We start from the raw sequence: 25,285 nt of genomic DNA, 5'->3' as shown, positions 1-25,285 counted from the left end.
ATATTGAATGAATGTTCAATAAAATTTTGTACTTTCAATTGATTTTGAAAGAGAATTATAACTGAATAAACCTTACTCAATTCACTATTTTATGAGAGAAATTTTACAAACGTCTGCATTTTGGAACAGGCTAAGCAAAGGGTTAGGACTGCTAGTTCTGATGGTCTTTGCCATCTGTTTTGAATCACTTGCTCAAGGGGAAGTGAAAGGAAAAGTGACCGACAGGTCAGGTCTGGGCATGCCCGGAGTTTCAGTACTGGTAAAGGGAACACAAAAAGGAACTATTACAGATCTGGATGGATCTTATAGCATAGTTGTTACTTCTGAAGACGCCGTTTTAGTTTATTCATTCATCGGATACGAATCCATAGAAAGACCTGTTGCTGGATTATCAGTAATAGATATAGAGATGAAAGAATCGGACACACTACTTGAGCAGGTCGTAGTCGTCGGATATGGTACTCAGAAAAAAGTAAACGTCACTGGGGCTGTAGATCAACTAGCAGGAGAAGATATTGCTAAGCGTCCAATTGCAAATGTAGTCCAGGGTCTTCAGGGCATGAGCCCAGGCCTGAATATCACCTATCAAGGAGGAAAGCCCGGTACAGTCCCAAATATTAATATTAGAGGTTTTACTTCCATCAATGGTGGTGGACCACTAATTGTCATCGATGGGATTCCAGGAAATGAAAGCGATTTATTAAGACTAAGCCCTTCTGATATAGAGTCTTACTCCGTATTGAGAGATGCAGCATCTGCAGCTATCTACGGAGCAAGAGCTGCCTTTGGTGTGATACTGATCACAACAAAGAATGGTACTGAAGGCAATCAAAAAATTTCCTACAATAGCTTTTTTGCTTGGGGAAAACCTTCCGTTCTACCTGAGCCAGTGACTGATCCATACATTTATTCACGAGTGCTGGAAACATCTACCAACAACACTCCTTGGGACTACGTGAACTACACAGATGCGCAATACCAATGGGCTAAAGAACGCTCAGAAGATCCAAGTATCGAAGACACTAGGCTAGACCCTATCAACCCTGATCTGTGGGCTTACATGGGTAGCAACAATTGGAATGAATACTTTTTCAACCCTTCTAGTTTTTCGACTAATCAAAGTCTTTCTATCAGTGGTAAATCTTCTGGTAAAATGCCAATTGGATATTATGTTTCTGGCGATTACACCAAAGAAAATGGCCTGAATAAACTTGCTCCTGATTACTGGGATCGCTATTCCCTCCGAGCAAAGATAAATATGAAGCCAATGCCATGGCTGACTGTTGACAACAACTTGAATATCTACCAAACCGAACGTGCGGATCCTTCTACAGATATTACAGACATCTATTATTTACAACCTACTGATGTTGCTGTCAACCCAGATGAAACTTGGGCAAACACTAGTGCAGGACGATTGGCGGCTAGACTAGTAGACGGAGGTAGAAATCAGGAAGACATGATTGGTTTTCAGAATATCATTCAGGCAACAGCCTCCTTTATGGATGGTGACTTGACTTTTACAGGTCGAGGTAGTTTCAAAAGAGAGCAGTGGAAGTATCACTGGGATCAGAGAAAATTTAATATTGGATTTGGACCAGATGACGTCAGAACTGAAGGAGGAGCAGGCTCTGTGATCGAAAGAAATGGAACACTTATCGGTACGATTTTCGATCTTTTCGGTAAGTATTCCAAAACTCTAGGAGATCATAAATTTGATCTACTGGCAGGTTTTAATCAGGAAAATTATGAATACTCAACCATTCAGGCGGAAAGAAGAGTCCTCATTTCATCCTCTCTCCCTTACATTGGCTTGACAACAGGAGACGCGTTTGTCACTCCATCTTATAGCACATACGCTTTACGAAGTGGTTTTGGAAGAATTAATTACTCATTCAAAAACCGATATATTCTTGAAATCAACGGTAGATATGACGGCTCTTCAAGATTCCCAAGTGATAATCGCTGGGGCTTCTTTCCATCTGTATCAGGCTCATGGCTGGTAATGGATGAGGATTTTTTCTCAGGTTTGACCAGTGTGGTTTCTACGTTTAAAGTTAGGGCATCCTACGGTAGCCTAGGAAACCAAAATGTATCCAATTTTGGCTACATCCAGAGTCTGCCGACAGGACTTTCTAGCTACCTGATCAATGGAAACCGACAAACAGTAATCACCTCATCACCTTCTTTGGCAGTTGATCCTACTAATTATACCTGGGAAAAAGTAATTACAAACAATGTCGGTTTGGATTTCGGGATGCTAGGGGATCGAGTGAGCGGAACTGTAGATTATTTCATTAGAGATACTAAAGGGATGCTAACTGATCCAGTGGAATTGCCGGCTGTACTTGGAACCAGCCCTCCAAAGCAAAATGCAGCTGATCTGAGAACAAAAGGCTTTGAGCTTTCTTTGGGATACAGAGACCAAATTGGAAACGCATCGAATCCAGTGAAGTTTGGAATAAGAGCAATCCTTTCTGACTCCAAATCTTTCATCACCAGTTTCCAAAACGAAAACCAACTGTTCTCAAATTACAGAGTTGGTCAGCAAATCGGTGAGATTTGGGGACTAGTAAATGATGGGATCATGGAAAACGAAGATCAAATCGCTGCCTTGGACCAGTCAGCAATTGTTCCCTGGGGAGCAATTTCCGTAGTTCCAGGCTGGCCAAAGTATAAAGATCTTAATGGAGATGGTAAAATAGAGCGTGGACAAACTGCTGAGGACCCAAAAGATTTGACTCTGATAGGCAACACCAGTGCGAGATACCGCTATGGTTTCAATCTTGATATGAGCTTCAGTGGCTTTGACCTTTCAGTATTCCTTCAAGGTGTGGGCAAACGAGATTATTACCCAAGACACTACCTCTTCTGGGGACCTTATCAACAACCTTATGCTAACGTCTATCCTTGGAACCTGGACTTCTATAGAGGCTCAGCCGATAGCGATGCATTGATGGCTCAGCATTCCCAGTCTTATATTGATGCTGGATTAGCTGAACAAAATCTAGATGCCGAGTACCCTGTTCTTCAGGCTTGGCTTGCAGACAACAACTACGGTTCAGGTTTGGATATTTCCCAGACAAGATACCTTCAGAATGCAGCTTACCTGCGAGTAAAAAACATCACCCTGGGCTACACTTTCCCTGCTCCTGTATTGGAAAAATTGAAGGTTAGCAGAATCAGACTATTCGTATCTGGTGAGAATATTTTTGAATTCTCACCAATCAAGAATTTTGTAGATCCTGAAGCAATCAATGACGGATACGGATGGGCTTACCCATTCCAGAGAAAATTCTCATTTGGAGTTAATGTTGATTTGTAATTAAGAAATGAAGAGAATCATGAAATCAAGCACGACAAAAACATCTCACAGAGACCTGATTGTCAACTATGCGAGATTTCATGTGATCAAAAAATTCAATAATAAACACATGAAAAAATATATCGTTTTAATAGGTGCAGTCATGGCTTTGTCATCCTGCAACGATGATTTTCTAGATAGATATCCACAGACATCCGTGGCCCCTGAAGAGTTTTTCAAGTCTGAAGAAGATCTTGAACTCTATGTAAATGGTCTGCTTAGCATGCCTGGACCTGGCAGCTACCAGAGTGATCAAAGCAGTGATAACATGGCAACTACCGGCGCCGTGGAAATCAAAAACATCATTACTGGAAATCCAACCTCCCAAACAATTACGGGGGGATGGAATTGGGGCACATTGAGAAACATCAATTATTTCCTTGATAATTATGAGAAAGCACAGGCTTCTGAAGAGGCTATTGCACACTACGTAGGCTTAGCCAGATATTACCGAGCTATGTTTTACTTCGGTATGGTAAAAAGGTACTCTGATGTACCATGGTATGAGAATACCCTGGATCCAAGTGACCAAGAGCAACTTTACAAGGGTCGTGATTCCAGAGAAATGGTGATGACAAATGTAATGGCAGATTTGGATTATGCAGTAAGCCATGTAAGGGAGTCTGTCCCTACAGGAACACCTAGCCTATCGGCAGTAAAAGCCTTTTATTCTCGTCTGGCACTTTACGAAGGAACCTATAGAAAATATCACAGTGAGTTAGGGTTAGAAGCCTCTTCCTCTACATTATTGCAAAAAGCCAGAGATCTCGCCAAGGAACTGATGGATTCTGGTAAGTTTTCTATTTACTCCACGGGGAACCCAGAAAACGATTACGCTAAATTGTTCACCAGTCAGGATCTAATGGGTAACCCAGAAGTGATACTTGTAAATCCTTATGACGCAAACAAAGATCGTGGGTCGAATGTCAATACAGGAGTATTCGGTGACTATGAGCAATCTCCATCTAGAGATTTGGTTATGAGTTATTTGATGAAAGATGGTTCGTATTATTCCTCAGTACCTAATCACATGCAGCTTGGGTTTGTAGAGGAATTTAAAGATCGAGATCCACGAATGATGCAGACTTTGGTGTATCCAGGTTGGATTCGTGAGCCAAATTCAACTCCCTATATTCAAAATTTGAATAAGAACTTTACTGGATATCACCAGATTAAAGGATACCAAAACACAACGGACAACATTGCGATATCAAGCGCAGATTTCCCTGTTTATCGGTATGCGGAAGTTTTGCTAACATACGCAGAGGCTAAAGTCGAGATGAATGAGTTAACTCAAGCTGACCTCGATATGACAGTCAATGTATTAAGACAAAGAGCCGGAATGCCTGATTTGATTATGACTGATGCAAATATGTCTCCTGATCCATTTCTTGTACAAAAGTATCCAAATGTAGGAGGATCCAATCTTGGAGTTCTTTTGGAAATTAGAAGAGAAAGAAGAATTGAGTTTGCAGTGGAAGGATATAGATACGATGACTTGATGAGATGGTCAGCTGGCAAATTATTCGAAAATATTCCTCAGGGCATGTACTTCGCAGGCTTAGGTAAGTATGATTTGACAGGCGATGGCATTGAAGATGTGATCTTGGTAAGTAAAGACACGAATATCCCTGTGGGAGATGAAAAGGAGAAAAATAGCCTCGGAGTAACTCTGGTTTATTACAAAGCAGGTACTATCGATGAGAATGTTGATGTGTTCTTGGAGAATGGAGAAGCTGGCGGAATGATGGTGACTGAAACAAAAGCCAGAACTTTTGAGGAACCAAAATACTATTATCGTCCAATTCCGATTCAGCAAGTGACTTTGAATCCAAATTTGAATCAGATTTTTGGCTGGAATTAAATTACAACTCTGAAATTCGAAGGTGGCTTGACTCTAACAGTCAGGCCACTTTCATATGTAGGAAACATATATTAAAAATATAAATCAAGAATGAAAAGAATTCTAATCGTCGCTTCACTGATTCTACTGGTGGCTCAAGGATGTACTCAAAAAAACACCAAAAAGGTACTATTCGTCATATTGGATGGAATTCCCGCAGATGTGCTAGACACAGTACCTACGCCAAATATAGATAAGATTAGCGCTATAGGTGGGTTCACCAAAGCAAGTATGGGAGGCGAAGTAGGTGGATACTCGCAGACGCCTACTATTTCAGCAGTTGGATATAACTCACTATTAACAGGCGTCTGGGCAAACAAACATAATGTCTGGGGAAATAGTATTAAGGCGCCGAATTATAACTACTGGACTATTTTTAGGATGCTAAAAGAGGCTGACCCAACAAAAAAAACGGCAATTTTCTCTACCTGGTTAGACAATAGGACAAAGCTGGTTGGAGCAAATTTACCGGAAACTGAAAGCTTTGTTTTCGACTATTATTTTGATGGTATGGAACTGGACACCTTGAATTTCCCACATGGTGATGACAGAATCTATATCCATAAAATCGATGAAGCAGTATCCAAAGAAGCTGCCCGTTACATCTCTGCGGAAGCTCCAGATTTATCATGGATGTACCTGGAATATTCCGATGATATGGGACATGGCTTTGGCAATAGTCCTGAAATGATCGACGGAGTCAAAAAAGCGGATGTTCAAATCGGACGCGTATGGGACGCTATTCAATATAGAGAGGATACCTTCGGCGAAGATTGGCTGATAGTCATCACCACAGATCACGGTAGAACTGATGATGGGTTTGGTCATGGCGGCCATAGTGCCAGAGAGCGTGCTACATGGATAGTCACCAATTCAAAAAACACCAATTCACACTTCCAGGAAACACCAGAAATGGTGGATATCCTACCTTCTATGGCAAGCCATCTAGAGCTCAGCATTCCAAAGAAAATAGCAATGGAATTGGATGGCACTCCTTTCATAGGTCCGGTGGATGCCAGTGACCTAAAAGCTGAATTGAAAAATGGCGAGATCTCAATGAGCTGGAAATCTCTTTCCGACAGCGAAAAAGGAAGAGTATGGGTATCGACAACCAACAATTTCAAGACTGGCGAATTGGATAATTATTGGTTAGTTGGGGATGTGGATTTAAACGATGAGAAAAAAACATTTTCCCTCAATGGAACTCAGTCGGATATATTCAAAGTGGTACTGGAAACTCCCTCTGGCTATCTGAACTATTGGCTCGTGAAATAAGGTGCTCATTCATTTCTAACCATAAAAAAGGGGTTAAACAAGTATGTTTAACCTCTTTTTAGCTATTTACCATAGCATCAACCTTAATCCAAAATCACTTTTTCCCGCTTTGGATATTTCACTTCGTATTGGAGATTGAGCTCTTGCTGAGCACCAGGCGCCAACGAAATCGTCCAAATCACTGTTCCTGTATCAGGATCCAATTTCCCTCCAGAAATATTCAACGCTTCTACAGAAATATCGGAATTCACTGAGACAGGAATCTGATCTTCTACATTGATCGTCACTGCCTGAGACTTATTATTTTTCACGGTTGTGATATACTCACGACTCTCGGTGATATTTGACCCAATAGCTCGCTTTTTGGAGAATTCATCATTTTTCTCACGCTGAATGACAATGCTTCTATCCCGCCCCATTGAAATTTCCAAGGTATCTTGCAATGAAGATCCATTCAATATTGACCTGCCTACAAAACCATCTTCGAAGTATAGATTGCTTTCTCCTTCAAGCAAACTGTATTGACTCCAATCGGCAATCTCAGCAATCAAGAAGGCATCATTATCAAGTTTAGGGACAACCGAATACCTGTAGTTAGCATCAACTTCGTAGTTTTTCAAATCCACCAAGGTTTTCTCTCCATTTGATTTGATAGAATAAGGCTCAGCAACTTCGATTTCTACTGTGGTTTGGTTTTCTACTACAGTAGTCTGTAATACTGGAGCTGGTGCAGCCTGCAGGGAATTATTACCTCTAATAGTAATACCTGGTGCCCTGCCTTGTAAGGCCTTCCTATTGGCAGTTCCATATGCAGTAACAACTACCTCTTCCAAAGCCATAATATCTTCTTGAAGTGATACATTCACTCTGGAGGAATTAATCGCTATATCCCTAGGCTGATAGCCAATAAAGGAAACACTTAATTGACTAGCTCCAGAAGGTAAGGTTAGGGAGTAATTGCCATCTATATCCGTTACTGTTCCAATGGTTGTGCCCCGCACCATCACAGTTGCACCCGGAATCCCTTCTCCGTCACCTGCATCAACAACTTTCCCAGAAACTGACCCGAAGTTTTGAGTCCTAGGATTGAAAGTGGTCAATCTGGCAAAATTCAATTCCCATTTTTCTAAATCAGGGATTTGTCCGCCTTGGTTTGGGTTACCGTTGGAAAATCTAAGTTTCACTTCCTTCCAGTCAACTCCGGTATTTTGATAAACTTCTGCCTTATACGTCAAGGAAAGTGGAGAACTCACATCTTTTACACGCACATCGTATTTTGGGTACCAGCCAGCATTAGCAACCAGGTAATTGATTTCAAAATTGGCAGCTCCTGCTCGATCTGCTTTCACTCTAATTCTGATTTCGGAGGTTGATTCATTACCGGATTCCTGCATTGCTGCAATTTGATTCCTGAGCTTATTCATCTCCTCATTTTCCTTCTGAAGATTCGCTTGTATTTTCAATTCCTCAGCTTTGATTTTCATCAGCTCAGCATCATAAAAATCCATGGCCTGCTTCAATTCTGTCAGACTAGCTCCATTCTGAGTTCCACCGATATTCTTATTTGCATTTAGCAAACTGGTTTTTTCCTTTAGCACTTCCAGGCGCCCCATTTCTATACTTTGGTTTCTTTGGATTGCCAAAATAGAATCCTGTAGCATTTTCACTTTCTCCCCAGTTTTTTGCTCAGAGAGGTAATCCAAGCGCTTATTTACAGCCTGAATGGTAAAATCTCCCATTCCTTTGACCTGAATACTTTTTTCATCCACGTAGGGAGAAAGTCCCTTGATCAATATAAATGACTCCCCAGCCGAAAGCTGCCCAGAGGCTGTCTCAAAAATCTGCGCCCCTGAAAGGAAGACCGTAACTTCTTTGATTTCTGACTTAAAGGTCGATTCTTTGATTTCTTGAGAAAAGCTAAAAAAGGAGAATAGACAAAATGTGAGTATAAACGGAAGTCTTTGCATGAATTGTAGGGTCGAACTATTAAATAAGTAAAAATTTAACGGTAAATAAAATTCAGGGTTCAACTATCAAAAGTTAAGATTTCAAAATAACGAGATTCTACAATCAACGTAGCTCTTGTTAAATAAAAAAATACCATAAAAAAAACCCGACTAATTTAATTAATCGGGCTTCATGCTTATTAAGCTGTTTGTCCAGCATGTTTTCCTTCTCGGAATTCCTCTACTATTTTTTTATTAAATGCAGGCAGATCTTTCGGGCTTCTTGATGTGACTAAGCCGCTATCCACGACCACTTCTTCATCTACCCATTGGGCTCCTGAATTTTCTAAGTCTTTTCTTATCGATGCAAATGATGTCAACGTACGACCATTGGTTACTTCAGCTTCTATGAGCATTTGTGGTCCATGGCAGATTGCTGCTACCGGCTTGTGATCTGCAAAAAAGCTCTTGACAAAATTCACTGAAGTCATATCCCTCCTCAACAAGTCAGGATTGATCACGCCACCAGGAATTAGTAAGGAATCAAAATCAGTGGCACTCACTTGATCTACCCGAGCATCAACTTTTATTGCTTCACTCCAGTTTCCATTTTTCCAGCCTTTGATTTCGTCATTCTCTGGAGATATTATTAAGACCTCGGCACCTTCTTTTTCAAGCGTTCGCTTTGGTTCCATCAGTTCTGATTCTTCAAATCCATTTGTAGCAAGTATAGCTACTCTTATATCTTTTAATAAACTCATTATGCTAGTTGGTTAAGTTGACAATTACTTCCTCTTATAGAAAGTAGCTTCGGTTTGGAAGCACTTATATAAGAACCAACAATGTTCCAAAAAAGAGAAACCCGTCTATGAGTAAGATAGACGGGTTTTCCTATAAATAGCAATTGGGAAAGTTCCACGATATGAGAAATGAACGCACATATCGGGAAGAATCAGACATAGGATTACATCTGATTATTGGAAATCCAAATAACTTTTGCTTAACCATTTTTCCTCCAAACTCATCTTGCACCAACCATTCAATTCCTTGGAAATGAAGACTTCCTCAGATTTCATAAGATTATCTACACTATGAAACTCAGTTCCTGGTCCACTTCTCACACGAAGTACGTTCGCATTGACGGTAGCTCTTTTTACTTCAGAAGTGTATCTTCCAAAGACCCAATGAGACTGACTATTTGAGATTTTTAGCCATCCATTTGACTCCTCATATATTCTTAGAATAGAGCCAAGTTGAGCAGCTTCTCGATCTGGAGCCTTGGAAGAAGAACCATTTGGCGCGGTTCGTACATTAAGTAGATTAGCTGTCACTGCTACATATTTTTCAATAGCAGGTGGAGCAATGGTTTGGTGGGACCCTTGAATCGCCTGTTCTACAAATGGAAGGAAAAAAGACGTACAGTCTTCTACTTTATTTCCACCAAAGAAATTTGAACCCGGACAAGACTTATTGCCACCGGTTCCATTATTCCTTTTCCCAGTACTAAGTTCAAACCAGTGATGATAAATGATACTAAATGTATTTACAGGCAATCTAAATTTATCGCAAAGAACTGCAGTCATCTGTATTATAGCGTCTCTGTGCTCATTTGTCATGGCATCACCATCTTTATCAAAATTGCCAAGGTGTTCGATACAAATGGAATCACGATTAGCTCCAAAAATACATGCTGGAGTGGCTTCCAAGGACCTTCCGGTAACAATAGTGCCATCTGGAAAAGTCGTAAAATGCTGTCCAATATCACTCCAACCATTATTTCGTACATGATGGTTTTTCATGGCTAATTGCCTGTCAAAATGATTTCTACCATTGAAGTGTGTGTAGTTTGGACTCCAGGTATGATGCTGTTGAATAGTGATAATGGTTCGAGCAATTCGCTGGGAATGAATCCAAGGGATAAATTCAGCAATGCTCATTTTCAAAAATCCATTTTTGCTTTCCATGATTTATATAGGTTAAAAGTTAAAATTCAGATTATCAATTTAATGAGATTTGCCTAAGCATTGAAAATGAAGAGATTATAATTTTACATTGCTTTTATTCGGATAGAGTAAAAAATTCTTCTAAAATTTAGATTCTGATTTCCACGATTTAAGAGTTATTAGTTAAAAAAGAATTTTGACTAATTTCAATTCAGCAATTTTAACTCCTATGAAAGCACTTCTTATTTTCTCATTAGCACTTATTGGGTTTTCAAATGACCTTTATGCCCAAAATGATTATAAAGCCTCTATTTTAGAATTTCAGCAGAAACTAAATGAAGAATTTAAAAATCCTGATGAATCTCCATTATCTCCAGAGGAACAAATAACCTTTAGAGGACATGATTATTATCCAATAGATGAAAAATATCATGTAATAGCCAAATTCGAAAAGCTGCCTCCACAAAGCTTTTTTCAAATGAAGACAACGGCAAATTCTATCAAAGACTATGACATATATGGTATTGCTACGTTCACGCTGGATGGGGCAGAATACCAACTGAATATATACCAAAGTCATCAGTTGAGAACGGAAGAAAAATACAAGGATTATCTTTTCCTTCCCTTTACAGATCCTACCAATGGAAAAGAAACCTATGGAGGCGGAAGATATATGGACTTAAGGATCCCAGCTGGAAATACAATTGAGCTAGACTTCAATAAAGCCTACAATCCATTCTGCGCCTATTCAGCTGGATATGCCTGCCCAATTCCTCCCAAGGAAAATGATTTGCCTCTGGAAATAGAAGCAGGCGTGATGATGAAGTAAATAGTACAAACATGGGCGGAAAAATATTTCCACCCATATTCATTCCTATTAAATCACCACTTAGGGTGCTCCTTCATGTAATTATCCAAGGAAAATTTCCCTGATCCATAAATCAAGAAAACAGTTAATAAAATCAACACAAGAAGAGATAATTCGAATTCAAGATTATTCGAAACAGAGAGAAAACCTGAATCGAGATTTACAAAGAAAACAGCTACCAAAAGGATTGGGATTTGAAATAGGATAGCAAATCGGGTAACTAACCCTAAAGCAATAAGAAAACCTCCAACTAGATGTGCAAAAGCAACGTAATGCGCTAATCCGAGGTTAAAAAATTGAAGATCCTTATTTTTCATAAGATCCATCAGAGCACCTGTATCGGAAATAAAAAGTACTCCTTTGTACATAATAAATAGTCCTAGCACAATGCGGAGGAAATCGATCCATTGAGGATGATGTCTATCTGCCCACGATTCAATTTTTGATAAAGTATTCATGTCATTTTGGGTTTAAGTACTCTTATAAGTTACAAAAAACCGGGGGTAATTACTTGAAAAGGAAGTAATTATAGCCTGATATTTTTTTTGTACTTAATCACTGCACGAAACTATTTGACACAAAAAAGCCCCAACAAATGACTTGATGGGGCTTCAATACGATTGAGTGTTTCTTAATTTCCCTTTTCTCCGATAGATATCATTGCACATCTGAAACCAATATGATTGGTCGCAGAATCCTGATGCATAAATCTTCTTGTACCTGGAGCAAGCCAATAAGCTACATCTCTCCAAGAACCTCCTTTATAAACTCTAAGCTCATCTGTAAGCATAGAAGTCATATAAGTATCTTCTTCATCTCCTGTCCCGTTACTTCTAACTGGGTTGAGGTCATCAAAGTCTTGGTAAGAAAGTGGTCGGTAAATATCCTGAGTCCATTCGTTCATGTTTCCTGCCATGTGATACAGGCCAAAATCATTTGGAGCCATATCATAAACGTTTGTAGGAATGATATCCCCATCATTTCTCTGACCACCTGAGATTCCACCGTAATCACCTCTACCTCTTTTGAAGTTGGCAAGGAAATCACCTTGTTTACCTTTCCTTTTTACGTTGTAAGGGTTACGAACTCCTCTTCCATCCCAAGGATAGATTCGACCGTATTCCTGATTTTCATCTAGGTATTGCGTTCCGATCATTGCTTTGGCCGCATATTCCCACTCAGCTTCTGTTGGTAGTCTATAATCTGCAAGAGCAACTCCTCTTTCTATCAGTTGAGTTTTAGTGAAAGTTGAGTCTATTTCTCTTTCTTTTCTAATAATCTCCTGAACGTAATCAGTTCTCCACTTGGAGTAGGCATTAGCTTGAACCCAAGAAACACCTGCAACTGGATAGAAGTTGAAACCTGGGAATCTAAAGTAGTATGACTGATACATGTCATTGAATGACATCTCTCCACCTGCCCATACATTATCCTTTGGTTCTAGTTTCAGAAGTGAATCTGCACTCACTTTTTTCTTCATATCGAAAAGAAATTCTCTAAAATCATTATTTGTGACTTCCGTTTCATCGAGGTAGAAGTTTGAAAGTGTAACAGTTCTTTCCTGATTATCACGGAAAGCCATTACATCCTCTTCCTGAGAGCCTAGAACAGCTCTACCACCTTGGATAAATTTCAAGTTTGGTCCTGGAATTTGCTCGGCATTTTTAGCTACAAAAAAATTAGTAGAATCATTTTCATCAAAACTGAATTCTGCTCCGGTCGTAGCACTTTTTTTACCAGGCTTTTCTGCAGTTCTTCTGCCATAGCCAGGAGTTTTGTTACAAGAGGTTAAAATAGAGCTTCCGACTATCGCCAAAGCCGCTACCCACATTCCCCAAGATTTGTTACTCAGACGCATATTTGTAATTGTTTAAGGTCTTTTTCAATGTGCTAATATAATTGCAATGTCAAGCACATGCAATGATTTAAGATGAAGTCCTTGGAATCCTTTTGGCAAAAAACAGCCAAAATCCCGGAAATTCAACAAAATCGATATGCAAATCTGCAATTTTTATGCCACTAAATTATTTTTAAAATCATGCTTCATTCATCTCTTTTAGCTTAATCTGGGCCTTAGAAATTGTAGAAACATTCGATAATGTAAGAATCAAACGATTCTTGTACTCCTTTATTTTGCAAAGTTTACTATTCATTTGCGCAAATCGCATCACTTTTTGGAAAATATCTGAAGAATAATAATCATCACGAGTGGATGGGAGTAAGTGACACTTCATTAGGTTCCCTTTCAACACAAGTTTCTCAATGCCAAGTTTTTCGGCTTTCCATCTCAGACGTACAGTTTCCATCAAGTCTTCCACAGACTCAGGTAAAGGCCCAAATCGGTCCAATAGCATATGAGAAAAATTGGTCAACTCTTCTTCATTCTTAATAGCGTCAAGTTTAGAGTAAAGCCCCAGCCTTTCGCTTATGTTTCCTACGTATTCCTCAGGAATCAATAATTCCAAATCAGTCTCTATTGTACAATCTTGAACCAACACCTTGACTTTCTCGGTCAAATCGGTTTCAAATAAAGCTGCAAACTCGTTTTCCTTCAATTCCTGAACAGCTTCGTCAAGTATTTTGTGATACATCTCAAAACCAAGATCTGTGATGAAGCCGCTCTGCTCCGCACCTAATAAGTTACCAGCTCCTCTAATATCCAAGTCCTTCATAGCCACTTTGAAACCATCTCCCAAATCGGAGAATTCTTCAAGTGTCTGCATACGTTTTCTAGCTTCTGCTGTCAAACCAGACATTGGCTGAGTAAGCAAATAACAAAATGCCTTCTTATTACTTCTACCAACTCGACCTCGCATCTGGTGCAAATCACTCATACCAAACATATGAGCTCGGTTGATAATAATCGTATTGGCATTTGGAATATCAAGTCCAGATTCGATGATATTGGTTGAAACCAGTACATCGTATTCGTGATGGATAAAATCCACCATGACTTTCTCCAGTTTTTTACCATCCATCTGACCATGAGCTCCTACTACACGAGCGTCTGGAACCAATTTCATTATCAAATTGGCGATGGAGTCAATTTCTCCCACTCTATTATGAACGAAGAAAACTTGACCTCCTCTTCTTAGCTCATACGAAACCGCATCCCGAATCACTTCTTCTTGGAAGGTCTGAACTTCAGTAGTAACCGGCTGTCGGTTTGGCGGAGGAGTAGCTATCACGGACAAATCTCTTGCTCCCATTAGGGAAAAGTGCAAGGTCCTCGGTATCGGCGTGGCAGTTAACGTCAAGACATCCACATTCAAACGCAAATTCTTCAACTGATCTTTCACTTTCACCCCAAACTTCTGCTCCTCATCTATCACCAATAAGCCTAAGTCTCTAAACTCAATGTCCTTATTGACAATTCTATGTGTACCTACGAGGATGTCTATTTCTCCAGTCTTCACCTGAGCGATGATTTCCTTTATCTCTTTCGCAGTGCGAAAACGGTTGATATACTCGACTTTCACTGGAAAATTTTCCAATCGCTCACTAAAAGTATGAAAATGCTGCATAGCCAGAATGGTCGTCGGAACCAATATGGCAACTTGCTTTCTGTCATTTACCGCTTTGAAAGCTGCACGGATTGCTACTTCGGTTTTTCCAAAGCCTACATCACCACAGACCAATCGATCCATAGGATAAGACTTTTCCATATCAGATTTCACATCCTGAGTGGCTATAGCTTGATCCGGTGTATCCTCATAAATAAAGGAAGACTCCAACTCAATTTGCAGTACCGAATCCTGATTGAAAGCAAAACCCGCAGCAGATCTTCGCTTTGCATAAAGCGCGATCAAATCTTTGGCAATGTCTTTTACCTGCTTCTTGGCTCTGGATTTCTTGTTTTCCCATTCTGGAGAACCCAGTTTGGACATAGACGGAACGGTTCCTTCCTGGCCTGAAAACTTCGAAATCTTGTGCAGAGAGTGAATGTTCACATAGAGCAAATCATCATCTCTAAACACCAATCTGACAGCCTCTTGCATTTTGCCAGCCACATCTACTTTCTCCAATCCTGCAAAACGACCCACGCCATAATCCACGTGGACGATGTAGTCTCCTGGGTGCAAAGCTTTCAGTTCTTTGATCGTCAGCGCTTTGGATTTACTGGCTTTATCGCGGGTTTTATAGCGATGAAAACGCTCGAATAGCTGATGATCTGTGAAGCAGGCTATTTTTGATTGCTTATCATCAAATCCCTCACGCAAGCCAAGAAGCATACTTTGCACCTGCAAAGTCGGGTCTAATTCTTTGAAAATCCCCAGTAGCCTATCGATTTGCTTCGCATTTTCTGCGGTCAAAATATTGACAAATCCCTTCTTTTCATTTTCCGAAAGCTGGGCAACCAATAAGTCAAAATTCTTATTGAAAGATGCTTGAGGCTGAGATTCCCAAGTGGATTGTTTGGCATTCTTCAGGTAAAACTGCTTACCAAATTCCACTCGAGAGAAATTAGCCGACATAGTCGCAAAGTCAGCTCCTTTATCAAATAAATCAGAAGGGCCGAGTACTGTTTTTGTATTATTGCTCTTTTTGACGATTTGGTCAAAAGCAAGTGAAGCCTTGTGGAAGCACTCGTCCATCACATCCAGTGTCAGCTGATAATCTTTGATCCATACGATAGTTTGCTCTGGCAAAAAGCCCAGAAATGACTGTCTCACTTCTTGTAAAAGCTTGGTTTGGACATTTGGAATCAATGAGATTTGATCTACACTTGCAATGGAAAGTTGGCTTTCTGGATCAAAAGTCCGGATGCTTTCTATCTCTTTACCAAAAAGCTCCAATCGATAAGGGTTCTCATTGGAAAATGAAAAAACATCCAAAATTCCTCCTCGAATGGCATATTGACCAGGCTCGTAAACAAACTCTGTACGCTCAAAATCATAGCTAGCCAGGATTTCAGAGACAAACTCCATATCCACTTGCTCCCCAACTTTCGCAGAAAAGGTGTTCTCCAGAAGTGATCTTTTATTGATCACCCGCTCATAAATTGCTTCTGGATAAGTGATGATAATTCGTGACTTTCCCTTCTCCTCTAATACAAGATTTAGAATTTCCGATCTCATCAGAACGTTGGCATTGTCTATTTCCTCGTACTGATATGCACGCTTAAAACTGGAAGGGAAGATCATATGCTCCTCGCTGTTCATCAGATTCTGAAGATCTGAGTTGAGATAAGCCGCCTCTTCTTTGTCTTGCGCAACGATAAGATGAAATCCTCCTTTAGCCTGAAAAAGTGCAGAAAACAACACCATATCCAAACTTCCAGATAGCCCTTTTATCTGATAGGTAAGTTTTTCGCCACTTGATATCTCATGAGCGATAGTTTGAAAAATAGGGTCTGATTGGTAAATGGAAAGAAAATCGGGACGATCCAAAAGCTTGTGATTTTAATACTAGGTTGGTGGGGTAAAGTTAGCGCTTTATGAATTCCAACGATTGATTCTAGCTGCTTTTCCCTGCTAATTAACATCTGAAGTCAATAAGAGTTCAGAATGAATGCTTTGGTACAGAAAAGGCACCCAATCATTTGTCAGAGCCCCTATTTCTCCGACTTGTATCTGTAGGGAAAAACCGCATGGGGTCATCAATAAAAACACATTCAGGACCGGGATAATCTACTCTAACTCTGGTTTTATAAAGGGTAAAATTAGTGGAATGCAAGAATTCCTTTTCAGAACAAAAATCCTCCGGTAGAATAATATAAAGCTCTGAGCCTTCAGAATTAAAAGTACACCAATCTTCGACGCCAATTTCAGACGAAAACTGAACACCGGAATTTAACATTTCAGCAAGAGACATTTCCAAAAGTTCAGGAGGATTCAGGTCTATATTTCCATTAAAGAGGTGAACCGATGCCAAAGTATCCTGTTCATCATAAGAATAATAGGAAGAAGAAAGCCATACTTTATTATTGGTTATAGAGAAGTACTGCTCGTCAATTGGTCTACGCTTTTCCCATTGTTGACAATCGTCGATGATAACAAAAACCTTCTCTTTTTCTGCCTTGAAAAACAATGAGGAAATTAGAAGTAAAATCAATGTACTTATCGCTGCAAAACTAGACATACAATAAATTTATTTGTAATCACTCTATTCCACCAGTACTTATGCCAACTTCATAAACTTCAAATTCATGATCTGGATCCAATGAACCTTTTACTAGATAATCATCTTCAAAAATAACATAGTAAGTCTCAAGACTACTTAGGTGAAACCAATCAGTATATTCCATCTCTTGATCGAACCAGACGACCTTGCTATCTAAACCCTTACGGGTAATCACCTTTTTTTGGAAGTCAATATCATGAGAAACTCTGATATGTAGATTAGGATCATAAAACCCCTCTCTCAAATATTGAAAACTTTCCTTTTCAGGTGTAGATCTATCTATAAACTCAGTATCAGCTTGATATCGGTTAAAAACGATATATATTTCGGCTGATCGCTGACCCGACATTTCATTGCTTTCATCAGCCCTTCTATACCCACTGGAAGAAAAGAGTAACACAAACAATACTAAGGGAAATCGAATCATAGATTAAAAGAGATTTTGCAAATATCACTCATTAAGCTCTAGCCCAATCTTTACTTCATACAGTGTAAATGATTGATTTGATACAAAACGCATTCCGGAGCAATAGTCACTTGAGAGAAGGATAAATATCTTTCTTTGATTTATTGCCAGTTTTGCCCATGATAATAAATCATTGATGTCTGAAGTAAATATCGGATTACTCTGCAGTATTTCGGGATAGCTCATAGTCATAGTGGCAGGCTTATCTTCAGGATATATATAGTTATGACCAAGAGTAACCAAGCCTCTTTCATCTTTATAATGCAGCGCAATAAAGAATCTTTTTGGATTTTCACCTCTCTCTACAGCTTCGGCAAGCTGGCAATCATTTACAATCAACACTACATAATCAGAAGTAGGCGATTGAGGCAGAAACCACAGCGGCATGAATAAAATTAATTTCCACATTTCTTAGTTAATAATTCTGCTAACTTAAAATCCTTGTAATATTTATCATATGGCGAAGCAATTGGAAAATTTGTCTTGATTGCCTTCATCTGAGCAAAAGTATTGTTAAACCCACTCCAAAATATATTCTTATAAAACTCACTTTGCCGCACCTCAAAAACCCGTAAGTCAAATAATTCTAACTGATCTAATATGCAGATTTCCCCGGCTAAGCTGAAAGTTATTCACGAAATTTAAGAAAAGCATCCTCTTCAATTTCCTTCATGCATAGTTTAATAGGTCATTTAACCCTTCCCTTCATACACAAACATTTCCTTATCTTTGCGCCCCGATCATTAAATCAAAATACGCCCTCAACTTTAAAGGGAGGGTATTGACATATAATTCTATGAGTAGAGAAGTTCGCGTAAGATTCGCTCCGTCACCGACGGGGCCATTGCATATCGGCGGTGTGCGTACAGCGCTTTATAATTACCTTTTTGCCCGCAAAATGGGTGGTAAATTCCTTCTAAGAATAGAGGATACTGACCAAAATCGTTTCGTGCCTGGAGCGGAAGCTTATATTCAGGAATCTTTGGCTTGGCTAGGCATTTCCCCAGACGAAAGCCCATGGAATCCTGGTGACTGCGGTCCTTACCGCCAGTCTGAGCGCAAGCCTAGCTATATGCAATACGCACTTGATTTGGTAGAAGCTGGACATGCATACTATGCTTTTGACACTTCTGAAGAACTGGAAGCCATGCGTGAGCGCTTAACTGCCGCGCGAGTGGTTCAGCCACAATACAACAGCATCACCAGAACTCAGATGAAAAACTCGCTGACACTTCCTGAAGAAGAAGTGAAGGAAAGACTGGAATCTGGTGAGCCCTATGTAATCCGGGTGAAAATCCCACGTAAAGAGGAAGTTCGACTCAATGACATGATCCGTGGCTGGGTGATGGTGCAGTCTGCTACGCTAGATGACAAAGTATTAATGAAATCTGACGGGATGCCAACTTACCACCTGGCAAATATCGTCGATGATCATCTGATGAATATTACACACGTGATCCGTGGAGAGGAATGGCTTCCTTCAGCACCTTTGCATGTGTTGCTGTATAAATTCTTTGGCTGGGAAGATACCATGCCTGAGTTTGCGCATTTGCCACTTTTACTCAAGCCTGACGGCAACGGGAAGCTTTCTAAGCGTGACGGAGATAAGCTGGGCTTTCCGGTTTTTCCTTTGAATTGGGAAAACAAGGTAGATGGCGATACGGCAGCTGGCTTCCGTGAGCAAGGTTATTTGTCAGATGCCTTTTTGAATTTCTTGGCATTCCTAGGCTGGAATCCTGGTGATGATCGAGAAATTTTTTCATTGAAAGAATTGATCGAAGCATTCTCTATGGAGCGAATCGGCAAGTCAGGAACTAAGTTTGATATCGCAAAAGCAAAGTGGTTCAACGAGCAGTATTTGAGAGCAAAATCAAATGCAGAATTAGCTCCTTATGTGATCGCCGATGCGGCTAACGAAGGAGTGACTATTATTCAGGACACAGCAGAAGCCCTAGTATCTTTGATGAAAGAGCGTGTGACTTTCCCTGCTGAAATTTGGCAAGGAAGTAGATTTGTGGTCGAAGCTCCCACGGAATTTGACCAGGATATTGCGGGTAAAAGATGGAATGCAGATGCCGTGACCATACTTACTGCGTATGCAGAGAGGCTTGAAGGTTTTACTGGTGATTTCGATGCCGAAAAAGCTAAAGCTTTGCTTGGAGAAACTGCTGAAGCGAAGGAATTAAAATTAGGAAAATCCATGCAAGCCGTCCGTCTGGCTGTAACTGGAGTAGGCGCAGGACCGGATTTGATGGAGATTTTTGCTATTTTAGGGACTGAAGATGTGGCTAAGCGAATTAGATTTGCGTTAGCAACATTAGATGTAATAAGCTAAACACCTAAGCTATGACTAAGAAGAAAAAGAAAAACGAAGACCCTAAAGTTCATGAAGACTTAAACGGCTTCAAAATGAACATAAATTCCTTTGGCGAGATCTCCTCTTCCTTTTCTATTGACAAAATCAACGAGTTTCTCAACAAGAATGTGGAAGACAAAAAGCTAAAAGATAGAGATGATTTGAAATCTGATAAGAAAGAATAAAACTTCCTGATTTAGGATCTTATTCATTTAAAAGAGCTCCCCTGTGGAGCTCTTTTCGTAAGTACACCATTGATGAAGAATGATTATCTCAGAAAACGTTAAATAAAATCCGACAAAATCTATAATTACTTACTTTTGGACATGGACAGAATTTTGCTCACGGGCATTTTCATTTTTGCAAGTTTTGTAGCGCTAGGCCAGACAAGTGTTGGCATCCGTGGTGGATATACCACTTCCACCTATTCTTATCGGCCTACCCCCAGCACCCGTGGGATTTCAGTTGAAGGAATCGGAGCAACTACTTTTGCCTTGGTTTTTGAACATTTCAACGCAAAAAACGCAGGAATCGAAGTCAATCTTCAGTTTTTGCGCTTAGGATTCGCGCAGATTTCAGATGAAGATATAGAGCCTGCATTAGTCAATGAAACTCAGTTTGATTACCTGAAAATCCCTATTCTTTCCAGCTTTTTCATTGGCAGATCTGGAAGATTTCAGATCAAAGCAGGTCCACATCTTGGCTACATGCTTCAAGCAAATGACATCAGAAGAGAATATGCTGATGCTAGTCCGCCGGAAATCCCAACCTATGGAGATGTAGATGACAAACCTCGAAAAATCATGTATGGACTAACTGCAGGTGCAGGAATTTCCAAACTTTTCGGTAAAAGCACCTTGGCTGGAGAAGTGCGATTTGCCTATGACTTTACCAATCCAGAAGGTCAAAATAGGATTTTTGATATGAGCTCCACCAACCTGGAGTTTACGTTAGCGTATTTGTTTAGAATTAAAGATTCGAAAAGTTCGAGTGTTGTAAAGTAGCAAAGTTGTAAGGTTCGCAACTTTTCAACCTTACCACTAAAAACTTTCCAACTCTCTTGTCATATATTACCCCCATCCCCCGACTAACGGATGTAAATGAATCGCAACCAGCTAGATCATATCTTAAAAGCCCACCATAGGGATGCATACCTCTGGGCTAGGCAATGTTGCTCTTTTGAGGATGAGATGGCAAAGGATGTGCTTCAGCAGACGTATTTGAAGATTCTGGAGGGACAAGCAAAGCTAAAGGATGCATCAAAAGCTAAAACATGGCTTTTTTCTATTATCAGATATACGGCGATCGATGAACACAGGAAATCTGGAAAAATCGTTTCTCTTGCTGATTCATATGACCCGGTAGAGATTCATGAAGAGGTGGACTCAACTGATTATGAGGGGATAATCAAGCGCTTACCAGAGATGCAGCGGGAAGTGATTTTGATGGTTTTCTATCATCAGTTGACCATCGCGCAAAGTGCCGAAATCCTACAAATCGGCTTAGGAACTGCGAGAACTCATTATGATCGCGGGAAAAAGAAACTCAAGGAATTAATTACTAAAGTTCAAATCCAGGAAGAATATGGAAAATAACGGACAATTAGAACGGTTTTTTGACCAGATGAAAAAGCAGGATGAGCAAATCGAAACCCCAGCTTTCCCAGAAGTCAAAACAGGTAAATTCAGTTTTTGGATTCCAGCAGGGATAGCTGCGTCTATCATTTTTGCATTTCTATTTATCCCAAAACCAGTACCTATAGAAAGTTCAACTCCTGAAGTAGTAATTATAACGCTAGTTGAGGATGAAAATCAAAATCAACATTTCACCATTGAAGAAAGCACATTCCTGGATACCTGGGAATCGCCCACTGCTTCCTTGTTGACAGAATATTAAACTACCCTAAAATGAAAAACATACTTATCTTATACTTGATACTACATGCCGGTTTTGTAAATGCACAGGATTTATTTCAAAAGAACATCTACTCCGCGGATAGAGTGATGGAGCTACGAAAAGAATTGGAATTGACCGATGCGCAAGCCACCACGATCAAAAAAATTCACAGTGAAAACGCCGGTAAGTTCAGCTCAATGAAATGGGATCTCGATGATGCCACACTGAAACTCAAAGAACTTCTGGATCAAACCAAGATCGATGAAGTGGCTATCCAAAAGCAAATGGACAAAGTGCTGGCTTTGGAGAACTCCCTGAAAAAGCAACAGCTAAGCACGATGGTCTCTATCAAAAACGAATTGAATTTAGAGCAACAAGAAATACTGCAAGGCCAGCGGGTGCAAACAGTAAATGGGGTGAATATTGTAGGGTATGGTGTTAATTCAGTCAGTTCTACAAATCCTAAAACAAGATTTACCCCCAATTATAGAGTAGGCAAGCCTCTTTATGGATCAGTATCAAGCAGCTCGAATCCTTCTCCTCAGATCGTATTAAAGGCGGTAGGCTCCAGTCAAAAAAACGCACCACTCTATATGCTGGACACAAAAGATGGAATGAAGGAATTCACCGATTTCAAAAACATCAATCCAAATGATATTGAGAGCATCAACGTGCTGAAAGACAAAGCAGCCATCGACACCTTCGGAGAAAAAGGGAAAAATGGAGTGATCGTCATTAAGCTAAAAGAAGACCCTAAAAAGTAAGATTAATGGTTTTATATTTGAAAAAAGGAGTCCGGTTTCAGGCTCCTTTTTTGCCTATATTTCTAGTAACAGTCGTGCTGAATGGTGAATTCGGACTATATAAACTACCTCTTCAGCAATCCTGTAAACAATCCTACAATTACCTTCAAGTAACTCTAGTATAGTTTGATCTGAGAATTCTGGCACAACCTTGCCAGAAAAGGGTTGGTTTTGGGCTTACTCCGATTTTTTAATGATTTTTGCAACCTGTCTTTTAGCATACTTTTCAGAGTCTCTTGCTATCTCCATAGCAAGCTCAGTCCAAATAAGCTTTACCACTTTTGGGAAATATCCTTGACAGCCTCATGAAGTATAATTTTGCCTTCCTTGATCTGCTCTAGGCCTGCTTCAACCTTCTCAATAAAAATAAGTCGCTCAATCAATACCTCTATGTCAAACTCTCCAGGCAACTCATTTAAGACTTCTATGGCTTTGTCCTTTTTCATAAATCTCACTATTTTAAAACTTTACTAAAAATATTAAAATCTCTGTATGCTTGAAACCCGCTCAATCCAAAAACCTCCAGCTCGCCTTATGTTCTTTTTTCAGAGGATTTCCAGTGACTTTTGCTCTAAGTATTTCTACAGGCATCGCATTTTGGCTCAGGATCAAATCGTGGAATTCCATCTCTGTCATCTTGCCTGAATCTACCATTTCTCCCCGCATCGCATAAAATTCCAACGCACCAATCATATAGGCTATTTGGTATAAAGGACCATAGTTTCCTTCAAATGATCTTCTCACTTCAGCCTCTGCATTGGCACGCTCATGACCTACTTTGTCTACCAAAAGATCAATGCATTCTTGTGGACTCATCTTTTCCAGGTGGTAATTCAGGGAGAAAATAATTCGTGCACAACGATGCATTCTCCAGAAAAGCATTCCTACTTTATCTTTCGCATCGCGAGGAAAATCCTTATCCCAAAGCACAAATTCCCAATACAGCGCCCAGCCTTCCGTCCAAAACGGCGTTCCAAACATCCTTCTATGCGTCATATTCCGCTGATTCATAAATTGCTGCAAATGATGTCCCGGAATCAGCTCATGCTGCACGGTGGCTCTGGAAAAATGCGGGTTATTTCCACGCATACTCATCATTTTATCGGCATGACTCATTTCCGAAGTTGGATAGGCAATCTGAATGGATTCTCCTCCCAAAAAGAATGGGCTTATCCGCTGACGCTCAGCAGAGATCATCACTGTTCTCCAAGTCTCCTTTGCCAAAGGAGGTACAGTCACCAAGTCATTCGATTCAACATATTCAGTAGCTTCCTCAGCTAAGCGAATCACTTCTGCCGGCCATTCTCCAGCCGGGAAATACGCTTCTTTCACCATTTCCAGCGCTGCCTTCCAGTCATCACCAAAACCCAGTTCATTGGATGCTTTCAGCATTTCTTTCTCACACCAAGCAAATTGCTTCTCAGCCTCGGCGATCAACTCCTCGGGGCTATAAGCGATCATCTCGAATGCCAACTGCTTTTCCAAAGCATCCCTACCAATTGGTCTCCCGATAATTCCACTTCCATCATCTTTCACCGAATTAGTATAATGCTCACGCAAGCCTTTTGCATAGGCTTTCATACTCGCATCAAGCTTCTTCCAAGGCTCCGGCATCCACCAGGTGAACATTGGGTCATAGTCGAAGTAATAATTATACGCTTCCCCAGTCGCTCTATTCATCGCTTCTATAGCACTAGCCGCTAGATCTGCTTTCTGCCAGCTGTTGTATTTGGGAGTTGAAGCAAGATTCTTAAGTTGGTCATCTACCTGTTTTGACACTTCATTCCAAGAAGCAGCCAGTTTTTGAGGCTCAGGCTTTTCCGCTCTCCTTCTTCCTTGATAGAATTCTTCAAGTGGCTTGGAAAATGCCAAAACCCCAGCTATTTCATCAAAAGAACCTTTTTCTATGGCTAGTTCTGCCAGTTCCTTTTCCAAATAATTCCTGAAAAGCACAAAATCTATTTTGCCATCTTCAGAAAGAGAATTGTAATTCACCTTACCCAAATTTGTCAAATACTCTTGATTGAATTCCTGTATTCTTGAGAAGTATTCATCAGACAGTGAGTTAGAATATAGCCTCCGCAATGCCCCATAATCGGCTTGATAGGTCTGAATCGTTTGGGCTAATTCGGTTGAAAAGCCTAAAGTTGCTAGTAAGCAGAAAATCAGGAGTAGATAAATTTTTTTCATGTATTTATAATTGTTTATTAATGGTCACATGGAATCTCGCACCGTAGATAATCATTCCTCGGTGTGTCATTTTCGACATGCTCGATTTCGGCTGCATATAATTTGCTTTTCAAAGGTCACATGGGATTTGGCATAGTTAACTTTCAACCCAC

Annotated in this window: 21 protein-coding genes and 1 pseudogene; 10 read left to right on the top strand and 12 right to left on the bottom strand. The window is 40.1% G+C overall.

Going from position 1 to position 25,285, the window contains the following annotated elements; all coding sequences use genetic code 11:
- Positions 1–91 precede the first annotated feature (91 nt).
- The 3 genes from ACPUEN_RS16840 (at position 92) to ACPUEN_RS16830 (ending at position 6,542) form a co-directional block, all read left to right on the top strand.
- On the top strand, positions 92–3,325 hold the full coding sequence (locus ACPUEN_RS16840; RefSeq protein ID WP_425637072.1) for a SusC/RagA family TonB-linked outer membrane protein: 3,234 nt from the start codon (positions 92–94) through the stop codon (positions 3,323–3,325).
- Between the two features lie 109 nt (positions 3,326–3,434).
- Positions 3,435–5,228, top strand: coding sequence for a RagB/SusD family nutrient uptake outer membrane protein (locus ACPUEN_RS16835; protein ID WP_425637070.1), 1,794 nt, complete (start codon positions 3,435–3,437; stop codon positions 5,226–5,228).
- 90 nt (positions 5,229–5,318) lie between these two features.
- Complete coding sequence (locus ACPUEN_RS16830; RefSeq protein ID WP_425637069.1) at positions 5,319–6,542, top strand: alkaline phosphatase family protein; 1,224 nt, start codon at positions 5,319–5,321, stop codon at positions 6,540–6,542.
- 83 nt (positions 6,543–6,625) lie between these two features.
- On the opposite strand, the gene ACPUEN_RS16825 is transcribed toward ACPUEN_RS16830, so the two are convergent.
- The 3 genes from ACPUEN_RS16825 to ACPUEN_RS16815 form a co-directional block, all read right to left on the bottom strand.
- The gene (locus tag ACPUEN_RS16825) at positions 6,626–8,509 is read right to left on the bottom strand and encodes a mucoidy inhibitor MuiA family protein (RefSeq protein ID WP_425637067.1); all 1,884 of its coding nucleotides are present in this window, start codon (positions 8,507–8,509) and stop codon (positions 6,626–6,628) included.
- Between the two features lie 179 nt (positions 8,510–8,688).
- Positions 8,689–9,249, bottom strand: coding sequence for a type 1 glutamine amidotransferase domain-containing protein (locus ACPUEN_RS16820; RefSeq protein WP_425637066.1), 561 nt, complete (start codon positions 9,247–9,249; stop codon positions 8,689–8,691).
- Positions 9,250–9,462: 213 nt separating this feature from the next.
- A complete protein-coding gene (locus ACPUEN_RS16815) occupies positions 9,463–10,452 on the bottom strand; it encodes an N-acetylmuramoyl-L-alanine amidase (RefSeq protein ID WP_425637065.1) in 990 nt (329 codons plus the stop codon).
- Positions 10,453–10,660: 208 nt separating this feature from the next.
- Here ACPUEN_RS16815 and ACPUEN_RS16810 point away from each other — a divergent pair, with 208 nt between their 5' ends.
- Complete coding sequence (locus ACPUEN_RS16810) at positions 10,661–11,260, top strand: DUF1684 domain-containing protein (protein ID WP_425637064.1); 600 nt, start codon at positions 10,661–10,663, stop codon at positions 11,258–11,260.
- Positions 11,261–11,313: 53 nt separating this feature from the next.
- Here the strand turns inward: ACPUEN_RS16810 and ACPUEN_RS16805 are convergent, their stop codons facing one another.
- From ACPUEN_RS16805 to ACPUEN_RS16780, 6 genes are all read right to left on the bottom strand, one after another.
- Positions 11,314–11,757, bottom strand: a complete 444-nt coding sequence (locus tag ACPUEN_RS16805; protein ID WP_425637063.1) for a DoxX family protein — start codon at positions 11,755–11,757, stop codon at positions 11,314–11,316.
- 173 nt (positions 11,758–11,930) lie between these two features.
- On the bottom strand, positions 11,931–13,157 hold the full coding sequence (gldJ, locus tag ACPUEN_RS16800) for a gliding motility lipoprotein GldJ (RefSeq protein ID WP_111610015.1): 1,227 nt from the start codon (positions 13,155–13,157) through the stop codon (positions 11,931–11,933).
- Between the two features lie 178 nt (positions 13,158–13,335).
- The gene (gene mfd, locus ACPUEN_RS16795; RefSeq protein ID WP_425637062.1) at positions 13,336–16,689 is read right to left on the bottom strand and encodes a transcription-repair coupling factor; all 3,354 of its coding nucleotides are present in this window, start codon (positions 16,687–16,689) and stop codon (positions 13,336–13,338) included.
- A 148-nt stretch (positions 16,690–16,837) separates the two neighbouring features.
- Positions 16,838–17,380, bottom strand: coding sequence for a hypothetical protein (locus ACPUEN_RS16790; protein ID WP_425637061.1), 543 nt, complete (start codon positions 17,378–17,380; stop codon positions 16,838–16,840).
- A 19-nt stretch (positions 17,381–17,399) separates the two neighbouring features.
- The gene (locus ACPUEN_RS16785) at positions 17,400–17,849 is read right to left on the bottom strand and encodes a hypothetical protein (protein ID WP_425637060.1); all 450 of its coding nucleotides are present in this window, start codon (positions 17,847–17,849) and stop codon (positions 17,400–17,402) included.
- Positions 17,850–17,873: 24 nt separating this feature from the next.
- The gene (locus ACPUEN_RS16780) at positions 17,874–18,296 is read right to left on the bottom strand and encodes a hypothetical protein (protein WP_425637059.1); all 423 of its coding nucleotides are present in this window, start codon (positions 18,294–18,296) and stop codon (positions 17,874–17,876) included.
- A gap of 388 nt (positions 18,297–18,684) precedes the next feature.
- Here ACPUEN_RS16780 and gltX point away from each other — a divergent pair, with 388 nt between their 5' ends.
- From gltX to ACPUEN_RS16750, 6 genes are all read left to right on the top strand, one after another.
- Complete coding sequence (gene gltX, locus ACPUEN_RS16775; RefSeq protein ID WP_425637058.1) at positions 18,685–20,223, top strand: glutamate--tRNA ligase; 1,539 nt, start codon at positions 18,685–18,687, stop codon at positions 20,221–20,223.
- Between the two features lie 11 nt (positions 20,224–20,234).
- Positions 20,235–20,429 carry a hypothetical protein gene (locus tag ACPUEN_RS16770; protein ID WP_111610008.1) on the top strand — a complete coding sequence of 65 codons (195 nt, stop codon included), beginning with the start codon at positions 20,235–20,237 and terminating at the stop codon, positions 20,427–20,429.
- Positions 20,430–20,570: 141 nt separating this feature from the next.
- Positions 20,571–21,248: an outer membrane beta-barrel protein gene (locus tag ACPUEN_RS16765; protein WP_425637057.1), complete on the top strand. Its 678-nt coding sequence runs from the start codon at positions 20,571–20,573 to the stop codon at positions 21,246–21,248.
- Between the two features lie 96 nt (positions 21,249–21,344).
- Positions 21,345–21,839 (top strand): RNA polymerase sigma factor, encoded by a 495-nt coding sequence (locus ACPUEN_RS16760; protein WP_425637056.1) that lies wholly within the window; start codon positions 21,345–21,347, stop codon positions 21,837–21,839.
- Positions 21,829–22,140, top strand: coding sequence for a hypothetical protein (locus ACPUEN_RS16755; RefSeq protein WP_425637055.1), 312 nt, complete (start codon positions 21,829–21,831; stop codon positions 22,138–22,140). The genes ACPUEN_RS16760 and ACPUEN_RS16755 overlap by 11 nt, the downstream gene beginning before the upstream one ends.
- Positions 22,141–22,151: 11 nt before the next feature.
- Positions 22,152–22,904: a hypothetical protein gene (locus ACPUEN_RS16750; protein ID WP_425637054.1), complete on the top strand. Its 753-nt coding sequence runs from the start codon at positions 22,152–22,154 to the stop codon at positions 22,902–22,904.
- 54 nt (positions 22,905–22,958) lie between these two features.
- Here ACPUEN_RS16750 and ACPUEN_RS16745 read toward each other — a convergent pair.
- The 3 genes and pseudogenes from ACPUEN_RS16745 to ACPUEN_RS16735 all read right to left on the bottom strand — a co-directional run.
- A pseudogene (locus tag ACPUEN_RS16745) lies at positions 22,959–23,102 on the bottom strand (type II toxin-antitoxin system RelE/ParE family toxin); the annotation flags it as partial.
- Between the two features lie 113 nt (positions 23,103–23,215).
- The gene (locus tag ACPUEN_RS16740) at positions 23,216–23,389 is read right to left on the bottom strand and encodes a hypothetical protein (RefSeq protein WP_425637053.1); all 174 of its coding nucleotides are present in this window, start codon (positions 23,387–23,389) and stop codon (positions 23,216–23,218) included.
- A gap of 61 nt (positions 23,390–23,450) precedes the next feature.
- The gene (locus tag ACPUEN_RS16735; RefSeq protein ID WP_425637052.1) at positions 23,451–25,133 is read right to left on the bottom strand and encodes a DUF885 family protein; all 1,683 of its coding nucleotides are present in this window, start codon (positions 25,131–25,133) and stop codon (positions 23,451–23,453) included.
- Positions 25,134–25,285: the final 152 nt, after the last annotated feature.

Origin of the sequence: Algoriphagus yeomjeoni (assembly GCF_049821175.1) — a bacterium.
GTDB lineage: Bacteria > Bacteroidota > Bacteroidia > Cytophagales > Cyclobacteriaceae > Algoriphagus > Algoriphagus yeomjeoni_A.
This window is presented reverse-complemented; position numbering and strand designations above follow the sequence as displayed.